23 protein-coding genes are annotated in these 21,786 nt (G+C 51.5%); 11 read left to right on the top strand and 12 right to left on the bottom strand.

The annotated features are described in order from the left end of the window. Positions 1–220: 220 nt before the first annotated feature. Positions 221–1,357: a fatty acid desaturase family protein gene (locus tag C7T94_RS11215; protein WP_107215419.1), complete on the top strand. Its 1,137-nt coding sequence runs from the start codon at positions 221–223 to the stop codon at positions 1,355–1,357. Positions 1,358–1,379: 22 nt separating this feature from the next. Here the strand turns inward: C7T94_RS11215 and C7T94_RS11210 are convergent, their stop codons facing one another. The 3 genes from C7T94_RS11210 to C7T94_RS11200 form a co-directional block, all read right to left on the bottom strand. Further along, on the bottom strand, positions 1,380–2,180 hold the full coding sequence (locus tag C7T94_RS11210) for a DUF4595 domain-containing protein (protein ID WP_107215418.1): 801 nt from the start codon (positions 2,178–2,180) through the stop codon (positions 1,380–1,382). Positions 2,181–2,241: 61 nt separating this feature from the next. Beyond that, positions 2,242–2,997, bottom strand: coding sequence for a glucose 1-dehydrogenase (locus tag C7T94_RS11205; RefSeq protein WP_107215417.1), 756 nt, complete (start codon positions 2,995–2,997; stop codon positions 2,242–2,244). Between the two features lie 353 nt (positions 2,998–3,350). Next, entirely contained in the window at positions 3,351–4,649 is a 1,299-nt protein-coding gene (locus C7T94_RS11200; RefSeq protein WP_107215416.1) for an amidohydrolase family protein, read from the bottom strand. A gap of 126 nt (positions 4,650–4,775) precedes the next feature. On the opposite strand from C7T94_RS11200, the gene C7T94_RS11195 reads away from it, so the two are divergent. Beyond that, a complete protein-coding gene (locus C7T94_RS11195) occupies positions 4,776–5,780 on the top strand; it encodes a helix-turn-helix transcriptional regulator (RefSeq protein ID WP_107215415.1) in 1,005 nt (334 codons plus the stop codon). 299 nt (positions 5,781–6,079) lie between these two features. Then, positions 6,080–7,036, top strand: a complete 957-nt coding sequence (locus tag C7T94_RS11190) for a manganese catalase family protein (RefSeq protein ID WP_107215414.1) — start codon at positions 6,080–6,082, stop codon at positions 7,034–7,036. 68 nt (positions 7,037–7,104) lie between these two features. On the opposite strand, the gene C7T94_RS11185 is transcribed toward C7T94_RS11190, so the two are convergent. Then, positions 7,105–7,437, bottom strand: coding sequence for a potassium transporter KefB (locus C7T94_RS11185; RefSeq protein ID WP_107215413.1), 333 nt, complete (start codon positions 7,435–7,437; stop codon positions 7,105–7,107). Between the two features lie 282 nt (positions 7,438–7,719). Here C7T94_RS11185 and C7T94_RS11180 point away from each other — a divergent pair, with 282 nt between their 5' ends. Together C7T94_RS11180 and C7T94_RS11175 are read left to right on the top strand one after the other, a co-directional pair. Next, positions 7,720–8,298, top strand: a complete 579-nt coding sequence (locus C7T94_RS11180; RefSeq protein ID WP_107215412.1) for an LOG family protein — start codon at positions 7,720–7,722, stop codon at positions 8,296–8,298. Further along, positions 8,295–8,786: a hypothetical protein gene (locus C7T94_RS11175; protein WP_107215411.1), complete on the top strand. Its 492-nt coding sequence runs from the start codon at positions 8,295–8,297 to the stop codon at positions 8,784–8,786. Before C7T94_RS11180 ends, C7T94_RS11175 begins: the two co-directional genes overlap by 4 nt. 28 nt (positions 8,787–8,814) lie before the next feature. Here C7T94_RS11175 and C7T94_RS11170 read toward each other — a convergent pair whose 3' ends face one another. Next, on the bottom strand, positions 8,815–9,216 hold the full coding sequence (locus C7T94_RS11170) for a winged helix-turn-helix transcriptional regulator (RefSeq protein WP_107216077.1): 402 nt from the start codon (positions 9,214–9,216) through the stop codon (positions 8,815–8,817). Positions 9,217–9,314: 98 nt separating this feature from the next. Between C7T94_RS11170 and C7T94_RS11165 the strand changes: the two genes are divergently transcribed. Then, positions 9,315–9,986, top strand: coding sequence for an NAD(P)H-dependent oxidoreductase (locus C7T94_RS11165; RefSeq protein WP_107215410.1), 672 nt, complete (start codon positions 9,315–9,317; stop codon positions 9,984–9,986). A 79-nt stretch (positions 9,987–10,065) separates the two neighbouring features. Further along, positions 10,066–12,912: a PAS domain-containing protein gene (locus C7T94_RS11160; RefSeq protein WP_107215409.1), complete on the top strand. Its 2,847-nt coding sequence runs from the start codon at positions 10,066–10,068 to the stop codon at positions 12,910–12,912. Between the two features lies 1 nt (position 12,913). On the opposite strand, the gene C7T94_RS11155 is transcribed toward C7T94_RS11160, so the two are convergent. The 5 genes from C7T94_RS11155 to C7T94_RS11130 form a co-directional block, all read right to left on the bottom strand. Next, entirely contained in the window at positions 12,914–13,465 is a 552-nt protein-coding gene (locus tag C7T94_RS11155) for a DinB family protein (RefSeq protein WP_107216076.1), read from the bottom strand. A gap of 143 nt (positions 13,466–13,608) precedes the next feature. After that, entirely contained in the window at positions 13,609–14,157 is a 549-nt protein-coding gene (locus C7T94_RS11150; protein ID WP_107215408.1) for an NADPH-dependent FMN reductase, read from the bottom strand. Next, positions 14,154–14,414, bottom strand: a complete 261-nt coding sequence (locus tag C7T94_RS11145) for a hypothetical protein (RefSeq protein ID WP_162618657.1) — start codon at positions 14,412–14,414, stop codon at positions 14,154–14,156. The genes C7T94_RS11150 and C7T94_RS11145 overlap by 4 nt, the downstream gene beginning before the upstream one ends. 495 nt (positions 14,415–14,909) lie before the next feature. Continuing rightward, on the bottom strand, positions 14,910–15,623 hold the full coding sequence (locus C7T94_RS11135) for a LytR/AlgR family response regulator transcription factor (protein WP_107215405.1): 714 nt from the start codon (positions 15,621–15,623) through the stop codon (positions 14,910–14,912). Then, positions 15,620–16,642 carry a sensor histidine kinase gene (locus C7T94_RS11130; protein ID WP_107215404.1) on the bottom strand — a complete coding sequence of 341 codons (1,023 nt, stop codon included), beginning with the start codon at positions 16,640–16,642 and terminating at the stop codon, positions 15,620–15,622. Before C7T94_RS11130 ends, C7T94_RS11135 begins: the two co-directional genes overlap by 4 nt. 178 nt (positions 16,643–16,820) lie before the next feature. On the opposite strand from C7T94_RS11130, the gene C7T94_RS11125 reads away from it, so the two are divergent. From C7T94_RS11125 to C7T94_RS11115, 3 genes are all read left to right on the top strand, one after another. Continuing rightward, positions 16,821–17,603, top strand: a complete 783-nt coding sequence (locus tag C7T94_RS11125; protein WP_107215403.1) for a hypothetical protein — start codon at positions 16,821–16,823, stop codon at positions 17,601–17,603. Positions 17,604–17,662: 59 nt separating this feature from the next. Further along, positions 17,663–18,241: a Crp/Fnr family transcriptional regulator gene (locus tag C7T94_RS11120; protein WP_107215402.1), complete on the top strand. Its 579-nt coding sequence runs from the start codon at positions 17,663–17,665 to the stop codon at positions 18,239–18,241. A gap of 61 nt (positions 18,242–18,302) precedes the next feature. After that, positions 18,303–19,160, top strand: a complete 858-nt coding sequence (locus C7T94_RS11115; protein WP_162618656.1) for an alpha/beta fold hydrolase — start codon at positions 18,303–18,305, stop codon at positions 19,158–19,160. Positions 19,161–19,381: 221 nt separating this feature from the next. Here the strand turns inward: C7T94_RS11115 and C7T94_RS11110 are convergent, their stop codons facing one another. After that, the gene (locus tag C7T94_RS11110; protein WP_107215400.1) at positions 19,382–19,573 is read right to left on the bottom strand and encodes a cold-shock protein; all 192 of its coding nucleotides are present in this window, start codon (positions 19,571–19,573) and stop codon (positions 19,382–19,384) included. A gap of 356 nt (positions 19,574–19,929) precedes the next feature. Between C7T94_RS11110 and C7T94_RS11105 the strand changes: the two genes are divergently transcribed. Beyond that, positions 19,930–20,889 carry a quinone oxidoreductase family protein gene (locus C7T94_RS11105; RefSeq protein WP_107216075.1) on the top strand — a complete coding sequence of 320 codons (960 nt, stop codon included), beginning with the start codon at positions 19,930–19,932 and terminating at the stop codon, positions 20,887–20,889. A gap of 84 nt (positions 20,890–20,973) precedes the next feature. Here C7T94_RS11105 and C7T94_RS19750 read toward each other — a convergent pair whose 3' ends face one another. After that, positions 20,974–21,690, bottom strand: a complete 717-nt coding sequence (locus C7T94_RS19750; protein WP_107215399.1) for a thrombospondin type 3 repeat-containing protein — start codon at positions 21,688–21,690, stop codon at positions 20,974–20,976. Between the last annotated feature and the right edge of the window lie 96 nt (positions 21,691–21,786).

Raw genomic sequence — 21,786 nt, 5'->3', positions numbered from 1 at the left:
CGCAATGCGACGGCTAGAGTGACTGGCTGCACGCTCGCAACACCCAGACCTGCTTCCCTAAAAATGTTTATGAAACTTTCATAATTCTACAACAAAACCCGGTCTGACATGTTATATAATTAATACGCCGGCACGGTGCCGGGTTTTACATTCTTCTTTATTCCAACACCCGGTTTTAGCACATCTGTTTGTTTGCATTGAGTTGATCAGCACATCAGATATGTCTACCAGAAAGCTAAAATTCTCCACACCTTCGGGTTCTCCCTTTTACGCAACGCTCAGAAGCCGCGTAGATCAGTATTTCAAACAACAGCAGCGAAGTCCGCATGCCAACGGACAGATGTGGGGCAAAACGATGTTTTTCCTGGCGGGCTTTATCGGTATTTACCTGCTGATTATCCTCGGGCCGTTTTCTCCCCTGGTATTGTTGTCTCTGGCGGCAGCGCTCGGGATGTTCAGCGCATTTGTAGGTTTCAACATTTGCCACGACGCCATTCACGGTGCGTTTTCAGGCAGCCGCAAAGTAAACCGGTTCCTCAGTTTCATTTTCAACCTGATTGGTGCCAATCCATATGTATGGAGCATTACGCACAATGTTATTCACCATACGTACACGAACATACCCGGGCATGATGAAGACATCGAAATTGCGCCGGGCCTGATCCGCGTGGCGAAAGAAGATGATATCAACCCGATACAGCGTTACCAGCACTGGTATGCTTTCCCGCTGTACAGTCTGGCGTCGCTCTCCTGGGTCTTCCGAAAGGACTACGTCAAATTCTTCAGGAAAAGCGTGAGTGCGCATACCGGCAGTCATCCCCGTATGGAATATTTTAACCTGTTTTTTTACAAAGCGCTCTACTATTTCCTGTTTCTTGCACTTCCGGTGATGGTGATGGACGTAAGCTGGTGGCAGGTGATGATCGGTTTCCTCGTCCTGCACTTTGCCGAAGGGCTTACCATGGGCCTGGTGTTTCAACTGGCGCACGTCGTGGAGGGGACAAGTTTTCCGTCGCCGAACGCCCAGGGAAAAATGGATGAAGTCTGGGCCGAACACCAAATGCATACAACGGCAAATTTCGCAACACAGAACCGGCTCATGGGATTCTTTCTCGGTGGATTAAACCGCCAGATTGAGCACCACCTTTTCCCAAAGGTCTGCCACATTCACTACCGTGACATAGCCGTTATTGTGAGGCAGGCAGCCGCAGAATTTAACCTGCCTTATATTGAAAATAAAAGTTTCCTGGCAGCACTGCGCTCGCACTACCTGATTTTAAAAAAGTTTGGAATGGAGGCCAGCGACAACAGCCGGATTGCCGCCAAGGCAGCTGAACGCGCCGCGTCGGCTTGCTAAACGACCTACATTTGCATGGCTTCTACCTGCAGCCTGCGGCAAGCCGCATTTCATGGTTATATTCCATTCGTTCGGTTTTGCCGTTAGACTCATAGATGGATGTTTCCTTTTCCTTGCGGGATGTGATGCGGCCCGACTCATCTTTCTGATAGGTATAGGTGCGTACTAGCCTGTCTACATAATTCGGATTCACGTTCACGTAAGTGCTCGAAGCAATGACATTGCGGGATGCTCTGCCAAGCAGCCGGTGCGGTATATAAAAATTCAGCACGCGCTTGTCGAGCACCTCCATGGCAAGCAGCGCTTCGTCTGCCTGATCCGGTTGATAGGTGTACGTCGTTTCCTGGGTAACGTTTTCGAGCCCTACACCGCGTTCCCGCATCCGCGTCAGGTTCCCGTTTTCATAAAACAGCTCAAAGGTGGTGAACAGCTGGTTTTGCAGAAACATCTTTACTGAAGATAGGTAACCTTCCGTGTTGTAGCTCAGTTCATGGTATTCCTGGCCACCGGCGCGGCTAATCCGAACCGCGCGGCCGTTTGCCAGGTCAACATGGGCCTCGGCATCTTCATCGTTATAGACTGTAAGGCGTCCGTTTTCATAGACATAGCGAATTGCCGATCCGTTAGAAGCAATGCTCTCCAGGCGGCGCTGGTTCCCGAAGGCCATCACGATGTCGTCGCCTTTGTTCCCGTCGTAATAGGTTGTATACGTATTTTTGCAGGGCGAACTTTCCTCTGCAGGAATTTCAGGATTTTTCTTTTTGCAGGCCCAGACGCAGATAAGCAGCGCGGCCAGGATACCGATAGCGTTATGTTTTGTCATGAATGGCCTGGGTCAAAAATCATTCCGCAGTGATGCACACGGCTGGCAAACCTTAAAGTTCTTAATAAGCCGTCCAGCCCGCATCGGCGGTAATCACTGATCCGTTAACGAAGCGGGACTCGTGGCTGGCCAGAAAAAGAGCGATTCCGGCAATATCTTCCGGATCTCCGGTGCCTGGTGCATTGGTTACACCTGCGCTCATTCTTTCAAAACCGAAGGGGTGTGGGTGCGCATCTGTCAGGATCGACGTTGCCACGCCCCCCGGCGCAATCGCATTGCACCTGATGTTTTGCCCTGCGTATTGGTAACCAACACTTTTGGTCAGGCCGATCACGCCATGTTTGGATGCGGTATAGGCTGCACCCGCCCGGCCGCCAAACAGGCCACCAATCGATGCTACATTGACAATCACCCCCGAACGCTGTGCTGTAAAAAAGCCGAGTGCAGTGCGGGTCATTAAAAAAGTTCCCGTGAGGTTAACGGCGATCAAACGGTCCCAAAGTTCATTGCTGGTGTCGCCGGCGGGGGTAAAGTCGTCCATGATACCGGCATTATTAACCAGGATGTCGACCCGGCCGAACTGCTCGAGTGTAAAAGAAACAAGGTTCTCGACTTCGTCTGAACGGGAAATATCCGCCGGGTAACACAAAGCGGTGCCCTCGGCTTCCCGAATTTCACCTGCAAGTGCTTCAATGTTTTCGTTTCGGAGGTCAACGAGCAGTACTTTGGCGCCCTCGGCGCAGAAAAGGGTTGCAATGGCGCGGCCGATCCCCGACCCGGCGCCTGTTACAATGGCAACTTTGTCTTGTAATTTCATGTTTCTAATTTGCGGCAAAGCCGAAGTAGCAGGATCCGGACTTCAGGCGAAATTAAGACAACACCCAGTCGATTTTTTTAACCATGATCAGGCTAAAACATGATGGTAGTCAGGTTTGAAATTTGGAGGCTGCAGGCTCGAATGAGAACCGGGCGCGCCGAACTCCCCGCGACAGTTAACCCACAATGGTCCTTCAGGGCGGTAGCGAAAAATCTGTTTGGGATTTCGAACAGACCCGGCCTCCGCTACCGCCACTCCGGATTGCGCCGTTTGAGATGACAGGGCGCCTCATCACGCAGATGGATTCAGAAACAATATTTGCTTTGACATGGTTAACAAATGCCGTTTGTCCCTTAAACCGGCAGGATCGGCGTGCCTGCTTTCCAGACCTGAGTGATGGACAGGCTGTCTGAAATGTTGCTTGTCGGGTCGCCGTCAACCAATACAAGATCGGCGCGTCTTCCAATGCTGATCTCGCCACGGTCAGTCAGGCCGAACCGCCTGCATGGAACTGACGTGGCCGCGCGCAGTGCCTCGATCGGGGTCATCCCGGCTTCGACCAGCAGTTGCATTTCATGGTGTACGCTTACGCCATGGGCCAGGCCGCCCAGGTGTGGCGCCGGGACGGAGACATCGGTTCCTACAAGTATATCCACGCCTGCCCGGTGAAGATCCATGACGTTTTTATAGCTGTCTTCGATTTTACCGCCGGGGAATGTATGGAAACAGGAACACATGGTCTTTACCCACTGGCTGTCCAGTTTGGGCGCCACCCGTTCGTCATGAGCCATCGCACAGGCATTCTTACCGATAATCGAAGCGTTCAGCACCAGGCAGGGTGTCACGAAGATGTTCTTTTCAGCAATCTGCCGGACAAGGCTGGCTGTCCATTCGGGCCGGTCTATAAAAAGATGGGCAAGTCCGTCAATACCAATGTTAACTGCGGTCCTGGCCGCTTCTGCTGTTAAAACATGTGCAACGGTAAGCATGCCAAGCGCATGTGCTTCTGAAACGGCTGCCTGCATAACGGGTTCGCTGATCATTGGAAGTCCCGGACTGTTCATGACCGTACCTTCCTCGATCATGACCTTGAAATAGTCTGCACCGTTCGCGAACTGCCGGTGCACGAACTGCCGCGCGCCGGCTGCTGTTGTTACGTCCGGACCACCCTGCTCCGCCGCCTCCTGGCGCTCATGCGCCTGGAGAAAGGCGATTTTTTCTTCTTCGCTCATTCGCTCCATTTCCTTCAGCACAAAGTCCGGAATGCCATCACCCTTGGGAATCAGTTCATCCGGGTGCCCGCCCGGAGGCGTAAGTCCCATTCCTGCCGAGCGTACATCGGCAATGTCTGTGATATTGACCAGCTGAAGCGCCCGGCCTTGTTTTGTAAAGCCGCCCATCATCTCCAGTTCGGTGGTCACACCAAACTGCAGTGCGCAGCGCAGGCTATCGACCGAGGTGTGGGTATGTGCATCGATCAGTCCCGGAAGGAGGGTAGCGCCGGTTCCGTCAATGACCACTGCATTGTGCGGAACCTCGGCGCCAATGGCCAGGATTCCTTCTGTAGAGAAAATGACGTTGGTTTTTCCGAGCGAGCTGCTGCCGTCGAAAACTGTTGCATTGACAACAGCTGTTGTTTGATGTTTATGCATATGTGTAGATTATAAAATTTAATGCCCGCCCCGCACCGCCATTGGCCACGCGCTGGCGCAACAAAAATCAGTATCTTATCTATCCAAAAACAGCTACATTTGGGCATAAAATAGTCTGAATGGGTAATGGTTTTTGAATTTGATGCCGCCGGAGGCCAGTCGTTGCTTGAAGCCTTTGCAAGCTTTGCAGGGAGCGAGATCCGCAATGGTGCATTTGAAATTCCCGAAAAGTTAGGTTCAGGTTATGTAAGAGGAGTAAAGCCGGGTTCGTCATTGAAACTGATGCTGCAGTGCTGCCGGTTCAACACCGACCTGCTGTTTCGGCGGGTCGCCGCGAAAGATGCCAGGCACAACGTGACTTTTACCTTTCAGATGGGGACGCTTCCCGGCCTTGTGAAACCTTTCCGGCAAGACATGCCTGCTGCCCGTGGCCGTATCCCTGCTGTGAAAATTACCTCCGCCAATATTGATTATGAGATCCTGATCCCGGGCAATACGGATGTATTTGCAGTTATCATCGTCATTCACCAGAGCGACCTGGTCGAATTGTTTAACTCCGGTGCAGAACACAGCCTGCTCCAGGACATCCTGGCCAAAGAAAAACCCTACCTGTTCGAAGAACTTCTGTCGCCGAAAATGCAGCAAGTGGCCGCCCAAATGTTTGATCCGGGGGTGCCGGAGGAGCTGTCAGCCTTTTTTTACCGGGTCAAGGCCCAGGAACTGATCTGCCTGTTTTTTGCCGCATTACTCGAACGCCGGGACCTGCGCAACCATCCGCTCAACGCATCAGACGTTGTCATGGCATACCAGGTTCGCGACCATGTCATAGCTGACCTCGGCGCGGTGCCCAGCCTGCCGGCGTTGGCTGGCCTGGCAAACATGAGTGAAAGTAAACTGAAACGGCTGTTCAGACAAATCTTTGGCGATAGCATCTATAACTACTACCAGGCCTTGCGCATGAGAGAAGCTGCAAACCTCATTGGCCGGCAGGGCCTTTCGGTAGCTGAAACCGGTTACCGGCTTGGTTTTACAAATCTGAGCCATTTTGCCCGGCTGTTTGAACGCTACCACGGATTAAAACCAAAAAAATACGCCATGCAAAAAGGCGAAACGCCATCGCCTGCCAAATAACCGGCTTTCGTTTAAAATCATCACCAAACGCCAATCAGCAATCCGTCAGCTGGAAATCAGCGTGTGACGTAGCGGAGGGCACTCTTAGCCGATGGCTTTATACGTGGCAAGAAACCAATTTCCTGTGGAAAACCCGCTTTTTGGAAACGTTTTAAACAAATGCATTTCGCAAGGGTTACAGAGATACAAATACAGGAAAGCATGAAAGACCGCAAGACATCAGGAAACCGGTCGGCCCATACAGCCTGTACATGTACCACCGAAAATGAAATGGATTTTAACCACCTAAACCCCAATTTATGTTTTACCATATTCAAAAACTGATCAATCCGATTGTTGTCGACGAACCAGATCCGGCGGCAGCAAACGCCCTGCAAGAAGGCCTTGGCGGCCAATTTGGTGAAATGCGCACCATGATGCAGTTCCTTTTTCAAAGCTTTAACTTTCGCGGCAACGGTATTCCTTACCTCGACCTGATTCAGGGTATCGGTATTGAAGAGATCAGCCACGTAGAGCTGATCAGTAAAACCATTGCGCAACTGCTAGACGGTGCCCCGGGTTACAACGGCGATAAGTTTGACACCCCAGGAGCAGGCGGTGAGGCTACGCTTGATATTGGCCGCCTTGCGAAAAACCCGCACCATTTTATTCATGGTGCACAAGGTGCATTACCGGTCGACGCCGCCGGCAATCCATGGAGCGGCTCGTACGTACACAACCACGGCAACCTCGTGCTCGACCTGATGGATAACCTGGTACTCGAAGCGACCGGACGTACACAGAAAGCGCGTATTTACCAGATGTCTGATAACAAAACGCTCCGGGCCACGATTGCATTCCTGATCGTTCGCGATGAGGCGCACCAGATGGCTTTTGCGAAGGCCCTTGAAACGCTCGGTATTGACTGGGCCAAAACGCTGCCTATTCCAAAATTCGATTCGTCGCAGTACCCGGAAGTAAAAAAACTGCTCGATGCAGGTCTGCACCGCGAGCAATACCATTTCCGTCTTGATTCTTCGATGATGGACCTCATTTTCAGCGGCAGTGCGCCTGCAAATGACGGTACTGAGCTGGTCACGAAAAAAGAACCGGATGAATCTTACCCAATCCCCGTTGCACCGGAAAGACCCGAGGAGTTTGCTCCGGGGCTCGATCCCGAAATGCAAAGTCTTGCAGACGCTTTGACAGAGTTCAAAGAAAAAACCATCAAAACGATGGAAAAAAAGGCCGGACCAAATCCGCGGAAAAAAAAGTAAGATAACAAAAACAAAAGGAGGCCCGTGGCCTCCTTTTTTGTTTTAAAACTGGCGCTCAACCGGGAACGCTAATCCCACATGGTTCCGTTTAACCCAAGTACCGTGCCGATCCAAAGAATAAATACATAGCCCAGAATGCCGATCACTGTTCCTAAAACGGCTTTCCAGCCGCCCATGGCGCGTAAGTTACCAAGCAAATGGTAGAAGGCTCCGCCCATGGCACCCGCTACAGGTACCATCAGCAATGGCTTGACCTGCCAGTAGGCCGGCCAGGCAGGATTCCCTTTACCTGCTCCGATTAAAAAATACGCGATTACAAAAAATGCGATGCCCGCGCCAATCAGCATGGGTTTGATCAGGGTGCTTGTTCCCTGTTTCCTGAGATTCTCGTTTTGTGTCATATCTGATATAAATTAGTTTGGTTTATCTAAAAGTGCTTTGAAAAACAAAGTTAATAAAAAACACTTTGCATTTCAAAGTAATCATCGTTTTTTTTATTAGCGGGTTGGGGGCTCAGTTTTTGCGTACCTTGAGCGGCTGACAATTCTGGAGCCCAACCGACTGGACGCTCGTGATTATTGCCCGGCAGGGACCGACTTTTCTGTGCGACGGCGAGGGGGAGCCCAGGTATACCCCTTTTGCCTTATATTTGGGCCTGGCTTTTTATTTAACCACTCTCATTAATGAATATTTGTGTTTTTTGCGGCTCAAGCCCCGGCAACGATCGGGTTTACATGCAACAGGCCTTCGGGCTTGGCGCCATGCTGGCCAACCTCGACATCGGTCTTGTTTATGGCGGCGCCAATGTTGGCCTAATGGGTGCTGTAGCCGACGGCTGTCTGGCACAGGGTGGCCGGGTAACCGGCGTGCTGCCGCATTTTCTGCAGGCCAAAGAAATTGCACATCCGCAGCTGAGCGAATTGGTTTTCGTTGAAACCATGCATGAGCGCAAGATCCGGATGAGCGAGATCAGCGATGCCGTGATCGCCATGCCCGGCGGTTTTGGCACCCTGGAAGAACTTTTCGAAATGCTGACCTGGGGCCAGCTCGGCCTGCACAGCAAACCGGTTGCTCTGTTTAACGTGGGCGGCTTTTTTGATCCGCTGTTACGCTTTGTCGATGAAATGGTTGCGGCGGGTTTCCTGAAAAAAGTATACCGCGACCTGCTGATCGTATCTGCAGACAGCGCTGCGCTGATCGAATCAATCCGCAAGTATGAACCGCCGGTTGTACAGAAATGGATCACAAAAGAAACCACATGAGCAGGTACTGGTGGCTGATTCTCTTTGTGGTCAACTGCCTGTCCTGCCACTCGCCGGTCAGTCAACGCGCTGAACTTGCAGATACTGCCGAGCAGGCAGCTGATGCCGTGGTACCCGAAAAACCGGTGGCCGCGCCGCCAGCAAGTAGCGGGGCCGGCAATTGGGATGGGATTTACCGCATCAACGTAGCTGGCGAGGAAACGACCAGCGGGACCAGCAGCTCCACCTATCATTTTAAAGTCAGGGGTCAGAAGGCCGAACTCACCATGACCACTTATCACGAGCCCATTCGCTGCGAAGGAATTTACCTGTGTGAAGAAAAAAGCGGGCAGCTACGGCTCACATATGCCGGTCATGAACAGGACTGCCGGCAAGACGGCCAGGACTTCCTGATCAGGCAGGAGGGCGGGCAATTCTATATCAAAGGTTATTTTGGCGAAGCCTATGCCGGTCAATGGCTCGAACTGATGCGTGTACCAGCTCACTGATACACCTACTTAGGTTGTTTTTCATTCATTACACGGCATTCAGGCGATCAGGTTGCGCCGTAGCTGCTGCAGCGCCGAAGGTTTTCCGGTGCGCTTCACCCCATTTCTCCAGGTCCTGCCAAATGGGACTGAGCGCCATTCCGGTATCGGTCAGTTCGTATTCCACACGGGCAGGCACTTCTGCATACACCGTTCGTTTGATCAGGTGATCACGCTGCAGTTCTTTCAGCTGCAGGGTCAGCATGCGTTCTGAGATGTTTGGCAGCTGGTCGCGAAGTTCACTGAACCGTTTCCGGTTCGTACCCAGTTTATACAGGATCAGCAATTTCCAGCGGCCGCCGATCAGGTCGAGTGCATGAACGACCCCGCAAAAACTGCTGAGTATGGCCTTGTTCAGGCTATTGGTTGATGTTTCCTTCCGTTTTGACATACATTTTTGTTCGTTCCCAACAATGGGTTGCGGTGTGCTGAATTTGTTGCTCAGCCTGTAATTTTGGATGTTCAAATTTACAAAAGAAAGTATCGCAAATGAAAGTACTTATCGTTTACGCACACCCGGAACCACAAAGTTTCAACGGTGCCATGTACCGCCAGGCCATTGAATCGTTACAGCACGCCGGCCATGAAGTACGGGTCGCTGACCTGACTGGCCAACAGTTCGACCCCGTGTCGGGCAGGCACAATTTCAGAACGTTAAACGAACCCGACTTTTTCAAACAACAACTGGAAGAACTGCACGCAAGCCGGACGGGCGGCTTTGCTGCCGAGATTGCTGCAGAGCAGGAGAAGCTGGAATGGTGCGACATCATGATCTGGCAGTTTCCACTCTGGTGGTTCAGCGTGCCGGCAATTTTAAAAGGCTGGGTAGACCGTGTGTTTGCCATGGGTCGTATCTATGGCGCAGGGCGCTTGTACGCCAATGGTACCTTCAAAGGCAAGCGAGCGCTGCTGTCGGTGACCATGGGGGGCGCTGCCGCCGATTACATTGACGGTGGGCTCAACGGCGAACTGGCCGGCATTCTGAGGCCCTTGCACCGGGGCATCCTGGAGTTTACAGGGTTTACGGTCCTCGAGCCACAGGTAGTTTATGGGCCGGCCAGGCTGGACGAGCAGGCACGCCGGACTGAATTGCAACGCTGGCATGAGCGCCTGCTGCAGCTGGAGAACGAGCAGGGAATCGAAGTTGGCAGGTACCGTTAGAAACCCGGTTTTACCGGCGGGGTTATAAAAAGAGGCGATAAATTGGGCAAAAAACGGAGATTTGTTATCTTAGGCCTAAATGTCTACACCCTTTGTTTCTGACCAGGCTTCCGGCGATTTTAATTACTACCTGAATGGCGAAAGCGAAATTGCCAGGCTGCTGATTACGCAGGACTGGAGCAATTCGGCGCTTGGTCCGCGGGCCGAATGGCCTGAGGCCCTGCAGTATGCGCTGGGCATGTGCCTGGGGAGCCCGTACCCGATCGCATTGTATTGGGGCCCGGAGTACCTGCTGCTTTACAATGATGCTTACATCAGCATCGCGGCTCACCGCCACCCGGCCTGTTTTGGCAAACCGAGGGGAGAGATCTGGCCGGAAAGCTGGGCAGAGGTGCGGCCGCAATTTGAAGCGGTTTTGTTCCGCGGCAAGGGCACCAGGATTTTTGACAAACAGTTTCCGATAAAACGCTTCGGCAGGCTGGAGGAATGTTATTTCGACTACAACCTGTCGCCGGTTGTTGACCGCTCCGGGAAGATCAGGGGGGTCATGAACGCCATTATAGAGACCACGTACCGGGTTATCAATGAGCGCAGGAACAAACTGCTTTACCGCTTCAGTTTCGAGTCGAACATTTTCCATTCGCAGGCGCAGGGATACCAGGAAAGCCTGGACCTGCTCAATATTTTTGACAGCGATATTCCATTCAGCATTTTGTATTTCCAGGATCCTGACAACGGCACGTACGTGCTTACACAAGCCACCGGGGTATCGAAGGAAACGGCTTTGTCATTGACCCTTCCGCTGGCGACTGTCAGGCAATCGGGAACGCCGCTGCTGATCGGCGAGCTTGCAAAAACATGGACCACTGTGTATCCCAAAGACTGGCCTGATCCGATAGACCAGGTCATGATCCTGCCGGTCAGGCAGGGCGAAAACCAGGTGAGCGGGCTGCTCGTTTGCGGCATTCACCCCGGCATTGCCATGGATGCCAGTTACAAGCTGTTCCTTGAAGCTGTTGCAGGGCACATCAGCCACTCGATTGCAAACGGCAGCAATTATGAAACTGAAAAAAAGCACCAGTTGCGCATCCGCGACAGCGAAGACCAGTTTCAGTTTGCCATTGATGCGGCCGGTCTTGGCACCTGGGACCTGAATCCTGCCACCAACCGCTTTGTGGGTAATGAGCGTCTCAAGTCCTGGTTCGGCTTGTCCTCATCTGAAGAAATTGAACTGTCCCGCGCAACCGATATCATTGACATTGAAGACCGGGCAAGGGTGATCGCCGCCATCCAGGAAGCCATGACTTACCGTTCTGGCGGTGCTTACTTTGCAGAATACAAGATCAGCACACCGGCAGATAAAACACCGCGTATTGTTCGCGCCAAGGGCAAGGCGTTGTTTAATGAGAATGAGCAGGTCATCCGTTTCAGCGGTACGCTACAGGACATTACCGAAGAACGCCAGTTCAGTGCTGCGCTCGAAGAAACGAACAGCCGCCTGCAGATTGCACTCGAGGCGGCCAGGCTGGGCTCGTATGACCTGGACCTGAAAACCCGCGAAATGTACTGCACGCCGCAATTCAAACTGAATTTCGGCTGGCCGCCGGACCGCGATTTTGCCTATGACGACCTGATTTCGCTTGTCAGGCCTGAATACCGCCCGTATGTAGACCAGCAGATCAGGCAGGCCATTGAGCACGACACGGTGTACCACGCCGAGTATGAGATCAGCTGGCCCGACGGATCCCTGCACTGGATCAGCGCTTCGGGTAAACCACGGTATGACAAAGACGGACGCGCACAGCGCATCATTGGCGTAACCAGCGATATCACCGACCAGATTACCGCGCGTACGGCCCTGGAGAATGCCTTTGAACAGATGAAACTTTCACAAAACGCTGCACAACTTGGCTCGTTCGATATGGATGTGCCGGCCGGCAGACTGGAGTGGGATGAGCGCTGCTGCCGGTTGTTCGGTATCTTCAGCTCGCGCGATATAGACTTTGAAAGAGACTTCGTAGCCAACCTGCACCCCGACGACCGTGACAAGGTGCTGAATGAAGTAAAAAAAGCACTGGTGCGCACAGTTAGCAATGGCGACTATGATGTCGAATACCGCACTGTCGGCGCCGAAGATCACAAACTCAGGTGGGTCAAGGCCAAAGGAAAGGTCATGTTTAACGATAAAGATGAACCGCTGCGTTTTACCGGGGCCGTACTCGATATTACCGATCAGAAACAGGATGAATTGCGCAAAAACGACTTCATCAGTATGGTTAGCCATGAACTGAAAACACCGCTAACCTCGCTGAAAGCCTACGTACAGATCCTGAACAACCGGGCACGCAAATCGGGAGATCATTTTGCTTCTGAATCTTTGAACAAAGTGGAGCAACAGGTGAATAAGATGACCGGCATGATCAACAGTTTCCTTAACGTGGCCAGGCTGGAATCGGGCAAAATTCAGTTGGATAAATCGACCTTCGAACTGCCAGCCATGCTTGCCGAAGTGGTCGACGAGGCCAAACCGATCATGGGTACACATACCATCTTACTTGAAGCCGGCGAGCCGGTTACTTTATTTGCCGATCAGAACAAAATTGTCCAGGTCATGATGAACCTCGTCAGTAACGCAGTGAAATACTCCCCGCGGGGAAAAGTGGTCAGGATAGCCTGGACGAAGCAGGATGGCGACGCGGTGATCAGCGTGCAGGACGAGGGCATGGGCATCAAACCTGATGACATCAACCTGCTTTTCAAGCGGTTCTACAGGGTAGAAAGTCCGCATACCCGCAACATTTCCGGTTTCGGCATCGGCCTTTACCTGTCGGCCGAGATTGTCCAGCGGCATGGCGGTAATATTTGGGTAGAAAGCGAGAAAGGGGTAGGCTCCACGTTTTTCTTCAGCCTTCCCCTTCCTGGATAAGTTATCCGGCAAAAGCCAGTTCCTGTACAATCTTTCCCACATACACGTTGAAAAAATTATAATCGGTCATGGGTGCATCGGTAATACCGACGTTCCTGCCCATTGTTACAATCTGACCGCGGTGGTAGGCGCTGTGCGTCATGCAGTGAAGCACATACTCGAAGTTTTCGAAATCGCTCTGGAACCAGGGGCTGACCAGGAGGTTGTTTTCCTGAAAATCCTGTTCTTCCATGGCATTGATGTAGTCTGACAGTTCGGCGCTTTGCCTGGCTATGCCGGCAAGAATTTCGGCAGTGTCGTCGCTGAATGCGCCAGGTGCCCAATCGCCCCTGCGTTTAATCGCGTTCAGCCAGTAATCCTGTGTCTCCCAGATGTGGCGGAGCGTCTGGCTGATACTGGAAAAGCTCGATGCCACTTCCTGTTCAAGTAATGCCGCTGGTTTGGTTTGAAGCCAGTTAACGAAGGTTTGATTTGCCCATTGGTTGTAGCTTGCATAATTTTTCATCAGGCTGCCGATGGTGCGGTAGGCGGGGGTGTTGTTGTGCGGTTTCATAACGATTTCTTTTTGTTTATTCAAAGAAACCAACCGCCACTGACAACCCTATGTCACCGCAAAAAAAAGAATTTTCAAAAAAACAGCCCTGTTTTTCAGGCGCCAGACCCGCTCATTTTTAGCGTACAGGACAGCTCGAAAGTTTATGGCGTATTCTGTGCCAGCACCATCAGGCCTTCCCAAACAGAAGTCATCAGCTTGCGCGTGGAATCGTCTGTAAGCTGGCCAAACTCGTCAAACTTATCGGCAGCGCCTGCAAGATAAAATTCGGGTTGCTGCAGGGGCTGCATGTTCAGGTAGACCAATACCTGGCGCAGGTGGTGAACTGCGCCGAAGGCGCCCAGGTTGTATGGTGTGCAACCCAGCACGGCTACGGGCTTACCGTTCCAGCAATTGTTGCCTTGCGGCCGGGAACCCCAGTCCAGGGCATTCTTAATAACCGGAGAATATGACCGGTTGTACTCGGGCGTTGCCAGAACCACGACATCGGCAGCCATGGCCTGCTCGTGCAGGCGCTTTACGGGCTCGGGCAGGTCCTGTTCCAGGTCCTGGTTCAGCAGCGGCAGGTCGCTGATGTCGACCAGGTTGACCGTCACGCCTTCGGGAGCAAGTGCGGCAAAAGCTTTAAGTGTTTTTGTGGTATACGATTCCTTTCTTAGGCTACCTGAAAGTGCGGCTACAGTAATGTTCATGGCTTGTTGTTTTTGGAAACAACACGTAAGCCGGAGGAATGTTTGTACGGATCGAAACCGGCAACCATTGGCTGCTTCATCTCGTCCATCAGGCGCACGGCCAGCTCCCAGCTGCGTTTGTTCAGGTCGATCAGCACCCGCATGCGCTCGCGCTTGCGGGCCCGCCGGCTGTTGGCCAGATCAGTAAGCGGATGACTTACCGCTTCGAAATTGGCCATTTCCACCAGTTCATCGCGCGACGATACATAACGGGGCACGTGCAAAGACCATTTAAACGCATCCTGCTTAGCCACAACGGTAAGCCGACACGGAAAAAATAACTGGCATGGTCATATATCCGGATATAGTCGTTTACCCGTACAGATGCCGCCGACCGAATCGACCGTGATGGCGCCCGGCTTGACGGCCGGAAATAAAACCTGCATGGCCAACCTGGCTTTTAGAAGCAAGGCCTGTTTTGATACACCAGGATGATTGCATGTCGAATCTGTCATTAATGTACCTGCCCGTCACCGGAATATAGTCCTCCAGCGAAACGGTATCTGGCATGATAGCCAGGTTCATTGCCCGCGTTGTGATTTTGTTGTGTTGACTGTAGCAGCTACAGCAGGAAACAGCAATGTTGCCGGAGCCAGCTGAAAAATAATTAACGGAGGCTTCATAGGGTGTAATTGTGCGCAAACAAATTTATATTTCTTAAACTTTTTCATATATCAGAAAAGTACATGATGAGATTAAACCTGCGCCATGGCTTAAAGAAGGCCTTTGGTGATGATTTCAAAAAAAGCGCCCCGGAACTTATCGCTGACCGGAATGCGTTTCCCGCCTATATAAATTTGGTTATCCTGTATGCGTGTAATGCGTTCAGTGTTCACGATCCATGAATTGTGTACCCTGAAAAAAGGCAGCGTAAGCTGTTCGGCCATTTCTTTCATTCGTTTATAAACGAGCAGGTCCCCGCCGGTCGTTACCAGGCGCAGATATTCTTTTTCGCCTTCGATGTATAAAAGGTCGTTCAGGCTAATGCGGTTAATCGTTTTTCCAGATTTGACAAAGAACCAATCCGGTCGAGGCGCTGCCGGTGCAAGATCGGTTGTGGTGGCAGGCGGCTCAAAAGCCCGCTCAATCTTTCCCCGCGCCGCGAGAAAGCGTCCGAGTGTGATGGGTTTGAGCAAATAATCGAGCGTGTTGAAACCGTAACTCGCCGCCGCAAATTCTGAGTAGGCAGTCGTAAAAACCAGTCGGGTAGTTCCCGGCAGTAAAGCCGCCAGTTCCATGCCGCTTAACCGGGGCATGTTGATGTCGAGAAAAATCAGATCAGCTGTGTTGTTCCGCAGAAAGTCGAGCGCTTCGCGCGCATCGTAACAGCAGGCGGAAATTTCCCAATCTGTATTTTCCAGGATCAAGACCCGCAGCAGGGCTACGGCATTGGGTTCATCATCTACGATCAGGCAGCTGAGTTTCATGTTACGGGAAATTTGAGAACGGCTTTGTACCCGTCCTTTTCTATACCTGTTTCCAATACGAAGCGGCCGGGATAGAGCATATCAAGGCGCCGGCGCAGATTAAGTAACCCAAAACCGCCTGTGCTCTTTGTTGTGCTCACAGTGAGCGTGTTCCGGGTTTCGAAAAGAACGTGTGACCCGGCTGCCTGCAGTTGAATCCGGATTACGTTGTCTGTCCGCGACTTGTCGACTCCATGTTTGAAGATGTTTTCAACGAAGGTCATAAGCAGCATGGGCGGAATGCGCAGGGCGGGATTGAAATCGGTGTGAAAACTGAGCTGAAGGGGATGTCGCATGCGTAACTGTTCAAGCGCCAGGTAGTTTTCAAGAAAAAGCACCTCGGTACTGATGGGAACCAGCTCTTTCGGGCTTTCCTCTACGAAATAACGCATCATTTGCGCCAGTTTATCGACCAGTGCGGCCGTTCTTGGCGCCTCTAGGTAGGCTTCGTAATAAATATTATTCAGCGTATTGAAAAGGAAGTGCGGCTGCACCCGGTTCTTCAGCAAGGCAATCTCAGCATGGTTCTTTTGGGTTATGATGCGTTCATTTTGCTGCTTCAGGCTAAAGTAAGCAATGGCCATGCGAAAAATGAAGCTGAGCACGTACACCAGAAAACCGCCTGTGATGTAGTACAGGTAGCGCGAAAACGTTAGTGTTCCCTGCTGTTCCGGATGAAGGCTGTTATAAAGTTGCAGCACCAGAAAAGTACGAAGCATGCTGATGCCGGTTACGTAGATAACCGAGGCGACAACGTACCAGGCCCGGTGGCCTTTCTCGTAGAGCCTGGGAAAGAGCAGGAAAATGTTACCATATATAATCAGCGCAGAAAAAACCACACTTGCGACTGAATAAGCCAGGGCGGGCAGTAAACCATCCTCTCCCAGAATTGATAGAAAGAGGATAACAAAAACCGCAGACCAGACCAGCCATTGTAACTGCCTCAGGCTCAAATCAAACCATGCCGCATGTCGCTTCATGTTCAAAAGTACGAACCGGCAGCTGCTTTTCAGGCCTTTTTCAACTGTTGACCTTAAAATTTAAACGGATGGCAAAGAATGACTTTACTGCCAAAAAATTGAAAAGACACCTTATTCGGTTGAATTGTCTCTGCTGCTACCAACATCGCCTGCATTTTTACTATAAAAAATCCTTAACATGAAAAAAAAGCTATTGATCTTTATCTGTATTCTAAGTTATGCGGCCGCAGCATCAGCCTCGGCCGATACCCTCGGAAGAAACCTGAAACTGGACATTTCCCGTCTTAAGCCCGGAATGCGGCAGTACCTGGTTATCATGCAGCAGCCGGCTGCTAAGAAAAAACTGGCCTTCTGGTACTGGCAGCGACGCCTTTCGTTGGGCAGCCACCTGGGCAAACCGACCATTGTTATTGACCAGCAGTGGTTTAGCAGCGACAGTTCGGGTTACAGGGCTGTACGTTCGGTGAACCGGGCCACAGACTTTCAGCCAGTTTTTCATTCAGAAGCCGGTGGTGGCAAAATGCGGGCCGTGAACTGGTCGGAACGGGAAATCAGGGGTGCAGACACCGTTGCGGGTAATGCCAGCAAAGACCTCGCAATCACCTTGAACGCACCGGCCTGGAACTGGAACCTGGATCTGGAGACTTTCGAAATGCTCCCGCTTGCCGCAGGCAAAACCTTCGTTATCAATTTCCTGGATATCGGACAGGATGCGCCAAAGTTAGCAACCTACCAGGTCGTGGGCAGCGAAAACATCCGCACCTTCGACAACCGGCAGGTCGACTGCTGGGTGTTGCGTTCGGTCAGTGAGCATAACGGTCGTGAGTATACCCAGTCGTTCTGGATCAGCAAAGCAAATCATGAGTTCCTGAAAGAAGAAGATGAGTTTGGCGGGATGTTACGGTACAAGATCAAGATGCCTGATACCGTGCCTGATATCGGAAAAAACTTCGCGAAGTAGTTCACCTAAAATTGCTCATCAGAAAGCAGGGAAAAAGAAAAATCTGCCATCTTTGTTGTATGGTCTCAAACACAGCAAGGCTTGATTACCTGAGGCAGTTCCATGAATTGCCTCAGGATGATTATGACCTGTTCCAGGCCGCGCTTAAGCCACGCAGTTTTAAAAGAGGGGAGCGGCTCGTGGATCCCGGTCATGTGCAGCGTGAACTCTACCTGATCAGGCAGGGCGTGCAGATGTCTTATTTTGAAACTGCCGAGCGGCAACACGTCATCGCATTTACCTACCCGCCAGACTTTTGCGCCATTCCAGGCTCTTTTTCGCGGCAGCAGGCGGCTCCATACGCGCTGGTTTGCCTGACCGACACAGATGCAGATTGTATCTCCTATAGCGCCCTGACCGCTCTTTTTGACCGCTCGCAGCATTTGGAACGGCTGTTCAGGCGCATGACAGAAGCCATCCTTGCAGGGCTGATTAGCCGGCACATTGACCTGCACGCGTTCAGCATGGAAGCCCGGTATCGCGCTTTCTGCCAGCGAAGCGGCCATTTGCTGCAGCTCGTGCCCCATAAGTACATTGCTTCTTACCTTGGTATCGATGCAACAAATTTCAGCAAGCTCTACAATCAGGTGCCGTTCTGATCTTGGTGCGCACCAAGAATTTAGTCGCATGGGCGTGCGAAATTTGCCAGAAAACTGCTTTATGATACATACATGGCTGGACAAACACGAATATCCCTTTACATCCCGATATTTTGCACAGGGCGCCTTTCGGCAGCATTACATTGATGAGGGTGCGGGCCAAATCCTGCTCTTTGTGCATGGCACACCGTCCTGGAGCTTCGAGTTCAGAAACCTGATCAGCGCATTACACAGCAATTACCGCTGTGTTGCGCCCGACCACCTTGGTTTCGGGCTGTCTGACAAGCCGGGCTCGTTCCCATACTCGACCCCGAGACACAGTGAACTGCTGGAAACTTTTGTCTCAGGCCTGGGGCTCAAAAACATTACGCTGGTTGTACATGATTTTGGCGGGCCAATCGGTCTGAGCTTTGCCATGCGCAGGCCGGACCTGGTACAGCGCATTGTTGTGCTGAACAGCTGGCTTTGGAGCAGCGCAGACGAACCCGGATTTAAAAAACTTAAAAAGGCGTTGTCTGGTCCTTGGGTGCCTTTCCTGTATAAATACCTGAACTTTCCACTTCGGGTATTGCTTCCTGCCAGTTTTGGCCGGCGCAAGCTGCCGCACAAAATACGCAGACAATACCGTAAACCGTATGCTTCGGTTCGTGATCGGGTGGCCTTACTCGCATGTGCCCGTGCCCTGCTGCGGGACCAGGACTGGTTTGAGTCGCTGTGGCAAAAAAGGGGGGTGCTTGCGGCAAAACCGGTTTTAATTTTATGGGGAACACGTGATCCGATGATTGCGCCGGCGTATGCTGAACGGTTCAGCGGAGGTTTCCCTTTGGCGCAGCTGTATTATATTGAGAACGCAGGACATTTTCCGCATGAAGAGGAGCCGGACTGCATCGTTTCGCTCATACGGGCCTTTATAGAGTAACAGTACTTGGATGAAATAACTCCATAACTGATCAGCGCATAAACAACATGGCTGTATCCGTGCAGGTTGTCTTGTAAAACCGGCTGACCGTATTGCAAGATGCCTGCAGCTGCGGGTCCCGGCGGCAAGCCTTTTCGGTTTTGCTGAGTGACCGGAAGACAAAAAAAAACCGCCCCCAAACGGAGGCGGTTTTTTTTCATTAATGTATGAAGGAAATCTGATTAAGCGATTTTAACATTAACTGCGTTCAGGCCTTTTCTGCCTTGCTCGACGTCGTAAGTTACTGAATCATTCTCACGAATGTTGTCCAGCAACCCAGAAGAATGAACAAAGATTTCGCTATCGCCATTTGCTGGCACGATGAATCCAAAACCTTTAGTCTCATTGAAGAATTTTACTGTTCCTTGTTGCATTATATTTTATTTAATTATTTTCAAATTTACCTCTTTTATTTTGAAAATACAAACTTTATTTATTTTTAATTGAACCTGCAAAACTGCCTGCTAATCCGGGCAAACACAGCAGGAGGCCGCCGTTAGCAATCAGATCGTGTCGGGTTGGTTGCCCCGCCAATAGCGTCTGCCAGTTTTAAGGGGAGGCGCGGCAGCTGGTTCAGCCGAGACGCAGTCTTTGTTCAGGACAATGCATTGGTTACTGATAAAACCAAATTATTAGCAGCCTGTTCCGATTCATCCAATTCATAATTATTTTTATGTTTTCTTTTTGCATGGTTAAAGCCGCTCATTCAGGCAGCTGCCCAGATAAAAATATGAAAGCACTGATATTTAACACACCGGGCGGCACCGACGTCCTGGAATACAGAGACGTACCGGATCCCATTTTGACTCCGGGTCATCTGCTCGTCAAAACGGAGGCGATCGGGTTAAACTACGCTGATCTCATGCGCCGCAGCGGCGTCTACCCACTTAGCGGAGAGGCGCCTTACATTAATGGTTATGAGGGTGCAGGAACCGTGATCGACGCCAACGGTCAAATTGGTTTCAGCGCGGGAGACCGGGTGTGTTTTGCCGATGTCCCCTTTGCCAATGCCTCCCTGGTCGCTGTTCCCGCAGACCATGCCATTCCGCTGCCCGCCGGGATCAGCTTCGAGACCGCCGCTTCAGTCATGCTGCAGGGCCTGACGGCACAGTTTTTAACTGCCGACTGTCACCAGGTGCGGGAAGGAGAGACCGTTCTGGTGCACGCCGCGGCCGGAGGCGTTGGGCAGTTGCTGGTCCAGGTCGGTAAGTTGCTGGGTGCAAAGTTAATCTGCCTGGTTTCTTCAGCGGAAAAAAAGGAAATCGTCCAGGCCCTGGGTGCCGACGCTGTTTTTACTTACAATGAAAACTGGGTGTCGGCGGTGCAGGCACATCAGCCTGAAGGGGTAGACGTGGTCTATGACAGCGTTGGCACCACACTAAAAGACAGTCTTGCCGCTACGCGGGTCAGGGGGCAGGTAGTGTTGTTTGGCCTGGCCGGCGGTTCACTCGATCTGGGCAACCCGCTGCTTCTCATCGCAGAATCAAAGACCATTACCGGCGGAGACCTTTGGAATTACCTGACTTCCCGCGAGGAGCGCATACGGCGTTCGGCAGAGCTATTCGGCTGGCTGGGTAGCAGACAGGTGCGTCCTGCCCGTCCGCATTGTTTTCAGCTGTCTGAGGGAAAAGCAGCCCACGATTTCATGGAGAGCCGCAAAAGCACGGGTAAAATCTTGCTGATCCCTTAAAAACAGGTTATGATTTATGCTACTCCAGAAAAGAGGAATTCCTCACCATCGACGGCATTGCGTTCTAACGTCCATCCTCATGCATTAAAGTTGAAACGCTGGCAAACTATCTTCGGTAAACCAAAATGCCTGAATACAGCCGTTTCGATAACCTTCGTAATAATCGTTCAGATGGGGGAAATATGTACGCAGTTCCTCTATATATGCAAGCTTCCCTTCCAAATAATTAAGCTTACTCTGTCGCATGGCAATTTCATTCGCGACTGATCGCATGGTTATATAACAACCGCGAGCGGAGGTGTCGCAATATTCCTTTGTCGTCTGTTCATTGGTGCTTCCGGTCAGCGAAACTTTGTAAAACGTTGGTACCGGTTCATAAACCATTGCGTTTTTGAATAGTTCCTTAGTTTCATTTAACACCTCAGATATTCCTTTGGCCAGGCCACATGTATATGTCATCGAAGCAGTGACGGCGCAATATCGGTTCAAATATACCTCGGCAGAAACATAACCAGTCAATTGAGGTGGCGTTACAGGTCCCCCATTGTTATCACATACATTGCCCACTCCATCGCTGTCGATATCCTGTTGATCCGGGTTCGGAGTGTCCGGACAGTTATCCAGGTTGTCCGGCACGGAATCGCAGTCCCGGTCGTCAATGTAGGGACATGGCGGTTCGTTAGCGACCTTATTGGTTGCTCGTTTCGCAGATTGTGAAGGGTGTTCCAGCAATTGGTCGCGTTCACAGGCGCTAAAGACTGCCGTCAACAGAAGGACAGCAAGAAGGGATCTCCGGTTCATTTTTAGGGCTAATTGCCATAAAGATTGCAAATTGCAATAAGAAATGCAATAGTTAATCTTAACATTAATCCACCCGATTTTCGATCAAGTAGCTCT

Origin of the sequence: Pedobacter yulinensis (assembly GCF_003029735.1) — a bacterium.
Lineage (GTDB): Bacteria > Bacteroidota > Bacteroidia > Sphingobacteriales > Sphingobacteriaceae > Pedobacter > Pedobacter yulinensis.
The sequence above is the reverse complement of the archived record's forward strand: the minus strand, read 5'-3'. Positions and strand labels throughout refer to the sequence as shown.